This is a genomic window from Streptomyces sp. SID14478 (genome assembly GCF_010548525.1).
Lineage (GTDB): Bacteria > Actinomycetota > Actinomycetes > Streptomycetales > Streptomycetaceae > Streptomyces.
In genome coordinates this window covers 1-11,315 of the sequence record NZ_JAAGMG010001400.1, presented here as the reverse complement: position 1 = coordinate 11,315, position 11,315 = coordinate 1, and the positions used below count along the sequence as shown (strand labels likewise).

The 11,315-nt window shown below is 68.1% G+C and carries 8 protein-coding genes and 1 pseudogene; 6 read left to right on the top strand and 3 right to left on the bottom strand.

The annotated features are described in order from the left end of the window. Positions 1-1,985: bifunctional [glutamine synthetase] adenylyltransferase/[glutamine synthetase]-adenylyl-L-tyrosine phosphorylase (locus G3I40_RS44525; protein WP_343245219.1), on the bottom strand; the 1,985-nt coding region annotated here is incomplete at its 3' end. A gap of 38 nt (positions 1,986-2,023) precedes the next feature. On the opposite strand from G3I40_RS44525, the pseudogene G3I40_RS48225 reads away from it, so the two are divergent. Together G3I40_RS48225 and G3I40_RS44515 are read left to right on the top strand one after the other, a co-directional pair. After that, positions 2,024-2,362 (top strand): annotated as a pseudogene (locus G3I40_RS48225) (pyridoxamine 5'-phosphate oxidase family protein); the annotation flags it as partial. A gap of 264 nt (positions 2,363-2,626) precedes the next feature. Beyond that, on the top strand, positions 2,627-3,058 hold the full coding sequence (locus G3I40_RS44515) for a VOC family protein (RefSeq protein WP_164560478.1): 432 nt from the start codon (positions 2,627-2,629) through the stop codon (positions 3,056-3,058). Positions 3,059-3,083: 25 nt separating this feature from the next. Here the strand turns inward: G3I40_RS44515 and G3I40_RS47815 are convergent, their stop codons facing one another. After that, positions 3,084-3,260 carry a glutamine synthetase gene (locus tag G3I40_RS47815; RefSeq protein ID WP_239092314.1) on the bottom strand — a complete coding sequence of 59 codons (177 nt, stop codon included), beginning with the start codon at positions 3,258-3,260 and terminating at the stop codon, positions 3,084-3,086. Between the two features lie 1,019 nt (positions 3,261-4,279). Here G3I40_RS47815 and G3I40_RS44505 point away from each other — a divergent pair. Then, on the top strand, positions 4,280-5,293 hold the full coding sequence (locus G3I40_RS44505; RefSeq protein WP_164560477.1) for a hypothetical protein: 1,014 nt from the start codon (positions 4,280-4,282) through the stop codon (positions 5,291-5,293). A 496-nt stretch (positions 5,294-5,789) separates the two neighbouring features. Here the strand turns inward: G3I40_RS44505 and G3I40_RS44500 are convergent, their stop codons facing one another. After that, complete coding sequence (locus tag G3I40_RS44500) at positions 5,790-7,151, bottom strand: glutamine synthetase family protein (RefSeq protein WP_164560476.1); 1,362 nt, start codon at positions 7,149-7,151, stop codon at positions 5,790-5,792. Between the two features lie 271 nt (positions 7,152-7,422). Here G3I40_RS44500 and G3I40_RS44495 point away from each other — a divergent pair, with 271 nt between their 5' ends. The 3 genes from G3I40_RS44495 (at position 7,423) to G3I40_RS44485 (ending at position 11,099) form a co-directional block, all read left to right on the top strand. Continuing rightward, positions 7,423-8,109, top strand: a complete 687-nt coding sequence (locus G3I40_RS44495) for a DUF3105 domain-containing protein (RefSeq protein ID WP_164560475.1) — start codon at positions 7,423-7,425, stop codon at positions 8,107-8,109. Then, positions 8,106-8,732, top strand: a complete 627-nt coding sequence (locus G3I40_RS44490; protein WP_164560474.1) for a DUF305 domain-containing protein — start codon at positions 8,106-8,108, stop codon at positions 8,730-8,732. The genes G3I40_RS44495 and G3I40_RS44490 overlap by 4 nt, the downstream gene beginning before the upstream one ends. 429 nt (positions 8,733-9,161) lie before the next feature. After that, on the top strand, positions 9,162-11,099 hold the full coding sequence (locus tag G3I40_RS44485; RefSeq protein ID WP_164560473.1) for a S53 family peptidase: 1,938 nt from the start codon (positions 9,162-9,164) through the stop codon (positions 11,097-11,099). Positions 11,100-11,315 lie beyond the last annotated feature (216 nt).

Below are 11,315 nucleotides of genomic sequence, written 5' to 3'. Positions count from 1 at the left end.
CCGACCGCGGCGAGCACCTCCTGCTCCAGCTGGGCGAGCCCGCGCGGGTCGAGGCCGTGCGGGTCGCCGAGCAGCGCGACCGCTTCCGGGGCGCGCATGAGGAGGTCGGGGGCGAGGCGTCCGGCGGACAGCACCCGCGCCAGGTTCTCCGCGGCGGCGCCCTCGTCGCGCAGCAGCCGCAGGTACCAGGGCGTCTTGCCCAGCGCGTCGGACACCTTGCGAAAGCCCAGCAGACCGGCGTCCGGGTCGGCCGAGTCCGCGAACCAGCCGAGCAGCACCGGCAGCAGGGTGCGCTGGATGGCGGCCTTGCGGGTGACGCCCGAGGCGAGCGCCTCCAGGTGGCGCAGGGCGGCGCTCGGGTCGGCGTAGCCGAGTGCGACGAACCGTTCGCGTGCGGCTTCGGTGCTCAACCGGGTCTCGCCCGGGGCGAGTTGGGCGACGGCGTCGAGCAGCGGGCGGTAGAAGAGCTTCTCGTGCAGCCGCCGGACGACCGAAGTGTGCCGTTTCCAGGCGCGGTTGAGGTCGGTGAGCGGTTCGGTGCGCATGCCCATGGAGCGGCCGATGCGGCGCAGGTCCGCGTCGTCCTCGGGCACCAGGTGCGTACGGCGCAGCCGGTACAGCTGGATCCGGTGCTCCATCGTGCGCAGGAAGCGGTACGCGTCGTCGAGCTGCACGGCGTCGACGCGGCCCACGTAGCCGCCGTCGGCGAGCGCCGCCAGGGCGTCGAGGGTGGTGCCGCTGCGCAGGGACGCGTCGGACCTGCCGTGCACCAACTGCAGGAGCTGGACGGCGAATTCGACGTCGCGCAGGCCTCCGGGGCCGAGCTTCAGCTCGCGCTCGACCTCGCCCGGGGGGATGTTGTCGACGACGCGCCGGCGCATCTTCTGCACGTCGGGCACGAAGTTCTCGCGCTCGGCGACCTGCCACACCATCGGGGACACGGCCGCCAGGTACGCCTCCCCCAGCTCGCGGTCGCCCGCGACGGGGCGGGCCTTGAGCAGCGCCTGGAACTCCCAGGTCTTGGCCCAGCGCTCGTAGTACACGAGGTGCGAGGAGAGGGTGCGCACGAGGGGGCCGTTGCGGCCCTCCGGGCGCAGGTTCGCGTCGACCGGCCAGATCGTGCCCTCGACGGTCATGTCGGAGCAGATCCGCATCATGTGCGAGGCGAGCCGGGTCGCGGCCTGGACCGCCTTGCCCTCGTCGGCGCCCTCGACCGCCTCGGCGACGAAGATGACGTCGACGTCGGAGACGTAGTTCAGCTCGTGGCCGCCGCACTTGCCCATGGCGATCACCGCGAGGCGGCACAGTGCCGCGTCGGCGGGCGCGGACGCGCGCGCTATGGCGAGGGCCGCGCGCAGGGTCGCCGTCGCCAGGTCGGCGAGCTCAGCCGCGGTCTGCGCCAGGTCGGTGGTGCCGCACACGTCGCGGGCCGCGATGGACAACAAACAGCGCCGGTAGGAGACGCGCAGCGCCACCGGGTCGGCGGCGTCGGCGAGCCCCTGCTCGAACTCGGCCACGCCCGGGTGCAGATCGCTCGGCTCGTACGTGACGAGGGCCTGCCAGTCGGCGGGGTGGCGGGCGAGGTGGTCGGCGAGGGCCTCGGAGGCGCCGAGGACACCGAGCAGGCGGTCGCGCAGCGGCTTCGCGGTGACGAGCGTGTCGAGCAGTTCGCGGCGGGCGGTGTCGCCTTCGTCCCCGCCGGCCCGCTCCTGCGCCTCGACGAGCCGGACCAGGCCCAGCAGTGCCAGATCGGGGTCGGCGGTGGCGCCGAGCGCGTCCAGGAGCAGCGGGTCGGAGCGCACCGAGGCCAGCGCGGGGCTGTCGAGGAGCCGCTCGGCGCCGGAGGGGTCCGTGAACCCGTGCCGCAGGAGCCGTGTGAACGTACTGCTGCGCCGCCCGCCCGTCTCCCAACGCCGCCCCTGCGACGGGCGCTCCGCGCCGTCCTCCCGCTCCGGCACCGACATCCCGGCCTCCTGTTCGATCACCCGCCGGACATGAGCGTACTGCGGTCCGTGCGGCACCGATGAGTTGTGAGCGCGTGCGGAGTCGTTCCCTGGACGAGAGGATTCACCAGGGCCCGCCGAAGGACGCCGTCATGCCGCAGGAAACCCCGCACACCTCGCTCGATCCGCGCTACAGCTCGCCCGGCGCGCAGGCCACCCCCTGGTCGGCGGCGGAGCGGCCGCTGACCGGCGCCGAGGTGTTCCGGCTGTCGTCCGTACGACCGGACGGCCGCCCGCACGCCGCCCCGCTGCCCGGCGTCCGGCGGGACGGCGCACCGCACTTCACGACGGGTGCGCGGGAGCGCAAGGCGCTCGATCTCGCGCACCACGCGCAGGTCGTGCTGACGACGGGTACGCACACCTGGGCCGCCGGGTGCGACGTGGCCGTCGAGGGTGCGGCGGTCCGGGTCACGGACGCCGGCCGGCTCGTCGACCTGGCGGAGGCGTGGGAGGAGAAGGCCCGGCGTGGCACTTCGAGGTCCGGGCGGACGGCGCGTTCCAGGGGCAGCAGGGCCCGTCCCTCGTGTTCGCGGTCGCGCCGCACACGGTCTTCGGCTTCGGCAAGGGCGAGGAATGCACACAGACCGCCGGCGATCCGGCCGGCCCGGCTGAGAGGAAGCGTCATGGAATGGACCCTGGAAGTGGTCGTCGTCCCCGTCGCGGACGTGGACCGCGCGAAGAGCTTCTACGCGGACAAGGTGGGCTTCAAGGTCGACCTGGACAGCGAGGTGGCGCCCGGCGTGCGCATCGTGCAGCTGACGCCGCCCGGCTCCCGCTGCTCGATCGCCCTGACCGAGGGCATGCCCGGCGCCCCCGGCCAGCGGCCGATGGCGCCCGGCTCGCTCACCGGTCTGCAGGTGTGCGTCACGGACATCGCGGCGGCCCATGCGGAGCTGGCCGCGCGCGGCGTCCAGGTGAGCGCCGTGCAGCACGCGGGCCCCGAGGGCTGGGCGGACGGCCCGGGCGACATGTGGAACTCGTTCCTCTTCTTCCAGGACCCGGACGGCAACGGGTGGACGGTGCAGGAGGCGCCGTCACCGCTGGCCGCGCGCTGACCCGCCCCGGCCGTGCCGACGGCGCCTACAGCACGGGAAGGTTCTTGCGCAGCTCGAACGCGGTGACCTCGCTGCGGTACTCCTCCCACTCCTGCTTCTTGTTGCGCAGGAATTGATGAGGCTCTGTGGCGGGCTGCGGCGATCCGACCTGACCCCCTTTTGACCTGCGGCGCGGGGGCTGTTGGTGGTCGCCGGTGGTCACTGCCGGCCGCTGTCTGACGGCCCAGCGACGGCCCGACAACAGGCCCCCCGGCTACATGGTCGGCAGTTTTATAGGGGGTCGGCCTCCTCCCGCCCGACCTGGGGGTTACGGCTAGCTGGCGCCCCACGGGGGGGGACACATGGTGCCCGCGAAGGAGTACGACGATTCCCACCGCTTCGCGGGACGTCCCAGCCCAACGAAGACGTCGCCCTCGATCCGTGGATCTAAATTTCCCGGTTTCCCATGCCGGCAGCGACCACCCCTCCTATGCTCCGGCCATGATCACAATGACCTACAGCGGCGCCAACGCAAACCTCCAACTCCTAGCCGAAGAGATCGACGAAGATCCATACCTGAAGGAACACTGCACTGCGCTCGTTACACCACGGGGAGCGAATGACGATTCACTCAATCACGGACAATTGGCAGATATCACAATATCGATTGTCGCAGGTGTAGCAACTAACGCAATCTATGATGCAATTCGGGCACTTGTCGACCGAGCTCGAAGCCGCGGGAACGTGGAATCGGTAGAGCAGGCAGGGCAGGACCAGTAAATGAACACCGAAAGCCTCCGGAGCACAAATGGCGCCCAACTAAACTTGCGCAGTCAGCTGCTTTTCCTTGAGAAAACACCCCTGGAAACAAGCGATCCAATCATGTCCTTTATGTCTTGGAACCAGGTCCACGCGCATGAATTGAGTCATTGGGTAAGGTTCCACGGAACGACCATCGGGGTACTTCTCACGCTACTACGAGCTTCTCGAGACAGCCTTGCCGCGCACACACTTCATCAAATGGATGACTCCGATAGGAGGTTTGCCGAAGAAGAACGGTCGACCGGGTCGCCACTATTTTCGTGGGCCACGAATAACACAGCCCGCCAACTCGGTTCAGCAACCTCTGCCGCTTGTACTCAATGGCTATCCCTCCATCACGCCTACTGCATCCTGTTGGGCACCACACCCCTGACCTGGCCCGCAGGCGGACACTCATCACTCGAGCAGGACTTGATGTCTATGGCGCTCGACATAAACTGGAGCCAGCGGGCGGGGAACGGGGCACTACCTAGAGGTCCAGAGGATTTCGCCTATGTATATAACTTCAAATCGCTCCTAGGCGGGGAAGAGCCGATCACGACAAGGCTTTTGTTCGAATGTGCCGGAATGATGGACGAGGCCTATCAATTTAAAGGATCACGCGACTACGTGAAGGTAATGGACCCTTCGCTACGGAAGATGTGGGGGATCAACTGGTCAGGCCCTTACGGCGAACCTCATCGCGTAGCCTCGCGCATGGCAGGCCGACAACTCTCCCACTCTGAAGTCCTCACACTGATTGATTTCGCCCTGAACCCGCCACTCCCTGGCCTTCAAAAGGGAGTCACATCAGTCGACTGGCGCGAAATTTATCCGCCCTATCGTTTTATCTTCGCAGCATCAATCATGGGCGATAAGGGGAACTACTCTCACGAGGAGTCAGTCAGCACCCGGCCCGACGCGGCGACCGTGAAGTCTTTTTTTGACGCTGTCACCGAAGCAACAAGCATTCGGATGGGAGTGATCGACTCAAAGCTATCTTCCGACTCCACCATTCGCGACACGGCGTTGGCTCCGAAACACTTCTCCGAAAGAATACCGGGCATGACTCTCCTCTTCTCCGAGCGACTACAGGAGGAGCGCACCCAAGACATCAGGTCAATTTCCCACTTCGGATCACTCTGGATTAACGTCGAAGGGATTCGCCTATTGCGTCATACCGACAGCGACTTTCCATGGTGGTTCTTTCCTCCCCTTCAAGTAGCAGATCACGGAGAGTTCAAATGGACCTCCGACCGTCTCGACATAGACGAGGCGACTGACCTCTGCATAGGGTCCGCAATATCCTCCGCGTATGACGACATCGTGCACAGGGTGGGCCCCCTGACCTGCAACCACCTACCCGCTTCCATTTTCGATGACACCGCCGAGCTAAACGCCCTCAATTACGTTCTCAAAAATTCCACGAGAATGAGCATTACCTGGCCTTCGTAGACCCCGTTTCCGGTGGGAGACCCGCCCGCAGAACTCAATTGAGCTAAGGATGCCAGCTTCGTCTTTTCACGCGAGCCATGAGGAATCCCACACAAGGGAGATGTCTCCGTCTCGGTCCACCACATCAAAGTTAACCTTGTCTGTCGTGGTTTTGTCCGACGGAGCTCCCTCTACACGGACCCCCTGACACGCACTCTGACCTACCAGTCCGACCAAGTGTTCGCAGGTACTGGTACTGGAACCCGTACGCCGCAGCCCGTCCACCGTCCACCATGAGCACGCCTCCCCAAAACGCCCTCCGACACCGTAGTTCGAACACTTCCATTGGACACGTGAGTCACGCACGGCGCCACTGCCTTCGAATTACTCGAGCTGGCCAGACGGCCCAGGCACGGCCCACACACGGCCCAGCCCCCACCGCACGCGAAGGGGCCGCCGGTCACAGACCGGCGGCCCCGAAAGCCTGACGCGGGTGCGAACCCGCTCTGACCTGCGCCTACAGCACCGGCAGGTTCTTCCGCAGCTCGAAGGCGGTGACCTCGGAGCGGTACTCCTCCCACTCCTGCTTCTTGTTGCGCAGGAAGAAGTCGTAGACGTGCTCGCCGAGCGTCTCCGCGACCAGTTCCGAGCGTTCCATCAGGGCGATGGCCTCGCCGAGGTTCTGCGGGAGGGGCTCGATGCCCATCGCGCGGCGCTCGGCGTCGGACAGGGCCCAGACGTCGTCGTCGGCGCCCGGCGGGAGTTCGTAGCCCTCCTCGATGCCCTTGAGGCCGGCGGCCAGCAGGACGGCGTAGGTGAGGTACGGGTTGGCGCCGGAGTCGATCGAGCGGACCTCGACGCGGGCCGAGCCCGTCTTGCCGGGCTTGTACATGGGCACGCGGATGAGGGCCGAGCGGTTGTTGTGGCCCCAGCAGATGTAGGAGGGGGCCTCGCCGCCGGCGCCCGCGGTGCGGCCGCCGCCGCCCCAGATGCGCTTGTAGGAGTTGACCCACTGGTTGGTGACCGCGGAGATCTCGGCGGCGTGCTTGAGCAGGCCCGCGATGAAGGAGCGGCCGACCTTGGAGAGCTGGTACTCGGATCCCGACTCGTAGAACGCGTTCCGGTCGCCCTCGAAGAGGGAGAGGTGCGTGTGCATGCCCGAGCCGGGGTGGTCGGAGAACGGCTTCGGCATGAAGGTCGCGTTGACCCCCTGCTCCAGCGCCACCTGCTTCATGACCAGGCGGAACGTCATGATGTTGTCGGCCGTGGAGAGCGCGTCGGCGTAGCGCAGGTCGATCTCCTGCTGGCCGGGCGCGCCCTCGTGGTGGCTGAACTCGACCGAGATCCCCATCGATTCGAGCATGGTGATCGCCTGGCGGCGGAAGTCCATGCCCACGTTCTGCGGGGTGTGGTCGAAGTAGCCCGAGTTGTCGGCCGGGGTGGGCCGCGTGCCGTCGAGCGGCTTGTCCTTGAGGAGGAAGAACTCGATCTCGGGGTGGGTGTAGAAGGTGAAGCCGAGGTCGGAGGTCTTGGCGAGGGCGCGCTTGAGGACGTAGCGCGGGTCCGCGAACGACGGCGATCCGTCGGGCATGAGGATGTCGCAGAACATGCGGGCCGTGCCGGGGGCCTCCGCGCGCCAGGGCAGGACCTGGAAGGTGCCCGGGTCCGGCTTGGCGATCATGTCGGATTCGTAGACGCGGGCGAAGCCCTCGATGGCCGAGCCGTCGAAGCCGATGCCTTCGTCGAAGGCCTGCTCCAGCTCGGCAGGGGCCACGGCCACGGACTTGAGGAAGCCCAGCACGTCCGTGAACCACAGACGTACGAACCGGATGTCGCGCTCCTCAAGAGTCCGGAGCACGAATTCCTGCTGCTTGTCCATCTTCCGATTCCACCCATCCTTGCTGGTCAGGCCGCCTGCTCCGGGGACGTCGAAGGGCCTGTTCACATCCCACCACACGCCGGTTTCGTACGCGTTGCCGACCTTGATCGTCCTTGACCGGCCGGTGTCGTCTTCATAGTGCCCGTTGAACCCCTCAGGCCCATAGTGCCTGCCCTGGGCGACGCGGACGACAGCACCTCCCGCACAGCCCGTTCTCCCCACTACGATCAGCAGGCCCGCCCGTCTCATCCTTTTCCCAGAAGGACATTCCATGGGTTCCGCCAAGAACACCTCCCCGGCTCCTCACCAGGACCGCCGGGACCGTATAGAGGAGATGCGCCGTGCCGAGCGTGCCCGAGCGCGCCGCGGCCGGATCATGATCGTCTCCGTGAGCGCGGTCGTCGTGGCCGCTCTCATAGGAGTGGGCGCCTGGGCCGTGACGAAGAGCGGCGACGACAAGGCCTCCTCCGACGCGGCGGACAGCAAGGCGGCCGCCGGTTCCGGGCACTTCTCGTACGCCGGGGACGGCGTCGGCACCTGGAGCGGGAAACTCACCCGCAACCACGTCACCAAGAAGGTCACCTACCCGATGAACCCGCCGGTCGGCGGCGACCACAACCCGGTGTGGATGAACTGCAACGGCGACGTCTACGGCAAGGCGATCCCGGACGAGAACGCGGTGCACGCCCTGGAGCACGGCTCGGTCTGGGTCACGTACAACGACAAGGCCGCGGGCAGTGACGTGAAGGCCCTCGCCGCCAAGGTGAAGCAGACGCCGTACTCGCTGATGAGCCCGGTGCAGGACCAGAAGGACCCGATCATGCTCAGCGCCTGGGGTCACCAGCGCACCGTCAAGAGCGCCTCCGACCCGGCGGTCGCCTCCTTCTTCTCGACGTTCGTGCAGGGCAAGCAGACGCCGGAGCCGGGCGCCTCCTGCACGGGCGGCCTGTCCCAGTGAGGCGTCGTACGGGGTGGCTGGCGTCGGCCGCGGCGGCGGTGCTCGTCGCGGCCGGCGCCGTCAGCTACGCGGTGGCCGACGGGGACGGCGGCCCGCACGTCCTCAAGGTGCCCGGGGCCGAGTCCGCGGACGCCGGGTTCGCCCGCGACATGGCCGTGCACCATCAGCAGGCCGTCGAGATGTCGTACATCGTGCGCGACCGCACGAAGGACGTGGAGGTCCGCCGCCTCGCCTACGACATCGCGCAGACCCAGGCCAACCAGCGCGGGATGCTGCTCGGCTGGCTCGACCTGTGGGAGCTGCCGAAGGTGTCCGCGCAGGCGCCGATGACGTGGATGGGGATGGGCGACGCGCCGGCCGGTGAGGACGGTGCGCTGATGCCCGGGATGGCGACCGACACCCAGCTCGCCCGCCTGGGCAAGGTCAGCGGGCGCTCGGCCGAGATCAGCTTCCTGCGGCTGATGATCGCGCACCACAAGGGCGGCGTGCACATGGCCGAGGGCTGCGTGCAGCGGTGCACCGTCGGTGCCGAACGGCGGCTGGCGCGCGGCATGGTGGCCTCGCAGCAGTCCGAGATCGAGCTGATGACGGGGATGCTGAAGGATCGCGGGGCCACGCCGTAGTCGGTGCGCGGGTCTGTGCGGTGGTCGGTGCCGTGGTCCGTGCGTGGTCCATATCGTGATCCGTGCGTGGTCCTTGCCGTGCCGCGTGACCCGCGCCCGTTCCGTGCCGTGATCCGTGCGTGGGTCCGTGTCGTGATTCGTGCGTGGGTCCGTGCCGTGAATCATGCGCGCTCCGTGCCGTGACGCGCGCCCGCTCCGGTGACCCGCGCCCGCTCCGTGCCGTGATTCGTGTATGAGCCGTGCGGGCCCACATCGTGACGACCCCGACGATGGGCCCAAATCGGTTGATCCCGACCGGACTTGAGATGACTTGACGTCTTCTTGATCGATCCATTCCCCCGGCGTGAACGGTTCGTGGCGAGAGTGGGGCCCTCTGCGTGTGCATTACAGGTGCACCTCACCCAGGGGTTCCATAAACCAGGGGGTTCTATGAGATCCAATCGCGGCGCACGCCGCACCCGGGCCGGCCTGAGCCTGGCAGCGACACTGCCGCTGCTCGCCGGTGCCCTCGCTCTCGCCGCGCCGGCCGCCCAGGCCGACACGGGCCGCGCCACCCTCTCCGGCACCAAGCCGCTGTGGGCGACCGGCACCGCCGACAAGGGCGCCACCGCGAACGCCAACAAGGTCAACGCCCGTGTCTACCTTGCCGGTCGGGACGCGAACGGTCTCGCCGCGTACGCGAAGGCCGTGTCCGACCCGTCCTCGGCGTCGTACGGGAAGTACCTGAGCGCCAAGGAGGCGCAGGCCCGGTTCGGCGCCACGAAGGCGCAGATATCCGAGGTCACGAAGTGGCTCGAGTCCTCGGGCCTGACCGTGACCGGCACCAGCCAGCACTACATATCCGTGTCGGGCGACGTGGCCGCCGCCGAGAAGGCGTTCGGCACGCAGTTGCACAACTACGCCAAGGGCGCGCACACCTACCGTGCTCCGTCCGGCGCGGCGACCGTGCCGTCCTCGCTCGACGGCGCCGTACTGACCGTCACCGGTCTGGACAGCGCCCCGCACAAGGCGGACCACCAGGACGAACTCCCGCCGCCGGACGCGGTGTTCCGCAATGCCGGGCCGTTCTCCACGTACCACGGCTCGAACATCGCGAAGACCCTGCCCTCGGCCGGCGGCAAGAAGATCCCGTACGCCGTCAAGGGTTACACCGGCAAGCAGCTGCGCGCCGCGTACGGTGCGGGCAAGGCAACCGGCAAGGGCGTGCGGGTCGCGATCACCGACGCGTACGCCTCGCCGACCATCGCGCAGGACGCCGAGAAGTACGCGTCCAAGCACGGTGACGCGCGGTACGGCGACGGTCAGTTGAACCAGGTCCTGCCCTCGGCGTACACCAAGACCGAGGAGTGCGGCGCGGCCGGCTGGTACGGCGAGGAGACCCTCGACGTCGAGGCCGTGCACGCGGTGGCCCCGAAGGCCGACATCACGTACGTCGGCGCGGCCTCCTGCTACGACGACGACCTGCTCGACTCGCTGAGCAAGGTCGTCGACAAGCACCTGGCCGACATCGTCTCCAACTCGTGGGGCGACATCGAGGCCAACCAGACGCCGCAGCTCGCCGCCGCCTACGACCAGGTCTTCCAGCTGGGCGCGATCGAGGGCATCGGCTTCTACTTCTCCTCCGGCGACAACGGCGACGAGGTCGCCAACACCGGTACGAAGCAGGTCGACACCCCCGCCAACTCGGCGTGGGTGACGGCGGTCGGCGGTACGTCGCTGGCGGTCGGCAAGGGTGACAAGTACCAGTGGGAGACCGGCTGGGGCACCCTGAAGGCCAACCTCTCGGCGAACGGCAAGAGCTGGACCGACTACCCGGGCGCGTACACCTCCGGCGCGGGCGGCGGCACCAGCAAGACCGTGGCGCAGCCCTTCTACCAGAAGGGTGTCGTGCCGAGCCGGCTCGCGCGGGCCAACGGCGGCCTGAACCGCGTCGTGCCGGACATCTCGGCCATCGCCGACCCGAACACCGGTTTCCTGGTGGGCCAGACGCAGACCCTGCCCGACGGGTCGCAGGCCTACGACGAGTACCGCATCGGCGGTACGTCGCTGGCGGCGCCGGTGATCGCGGGCGTGCAGGCGCTGGCGCAGCAGGAGCGGGGCGGCCGGGCCATCGGCTTCGCCAACCCGTCGATCTACGACCGGTCCGGTTCGAAGGTCTACCACGACGTGACGGACCACCCGGTCAAGGGTGAACTGGCCGTGGCGCGGGTCGACTTCGCGAACAGCTATGACGCGTCGGAGGGTCTGCTCACGTCGGTGCGCAGCCTCGGTGACGATGCGTCCCTGAAGGCGGTCCGGGGCTACGACGACGTGACGGGGGTCGGTTCGCCGGCGCCGGGTTACGTCTCGTCGTACCGCCGCCACTGATCCCCTCCGGGGTTCAACCGGCGCCCGTCCCACCGGGGTTCACCCGGCGGGGCGGGCGCTTTGGCGTGCGTGGCTCAACGCTACGGGCGCCTTGGCGTGGGTCGCTGCGGCGGCGTGTGCGGGTGCCTGGGCGTATGCCGACGCCCGGGCGCGTGCCGCCGCCTCCGCGGGCGCCGGTACCACGGCGTGTGCCGGTACGTCGACGTGTGCCGACGC

Bases quoted from the DNA above. Each gene is read 5' to 3' on its own strand.
- G3I40_RS44515 (WP_164560478.1), top strand. From the start codon at position 2,627: ATGGAATGGACCCTGGAAGTGGTCGTCGTCCCCGTCGCGGACGTGGAC.
- G3I40_RS44505 (WP_164560477.1), top strand. From the start codon at position 4,280: ATGGCGCTCGACATAAACTGGAGCCAGCGGGCGGGGAACGGGGCACTA.
- G3I40_RS44500 (WP_164560476.1), bottom strand. From the start codon at position 7,151: ATGGACAAGCAGCAGGAATTCGTGCTCCGGACTCTTGAGGAGCGCGAC.
- G3I40_RS44495 (WP_164560475.1), top strand. From the start codon at position 7,423: ATGGGTTCCGCCAAGAACACCTCCCCGGCTCCTCACCAGGACCGCCGG.
- G3I40_RS44485 (WP_164560473.1), top strand. From the start codon at position 9,162: ATGAGATCCAATCGCGGCGCACGCCGCACCCGGGCCGGCCTGAGCCTG.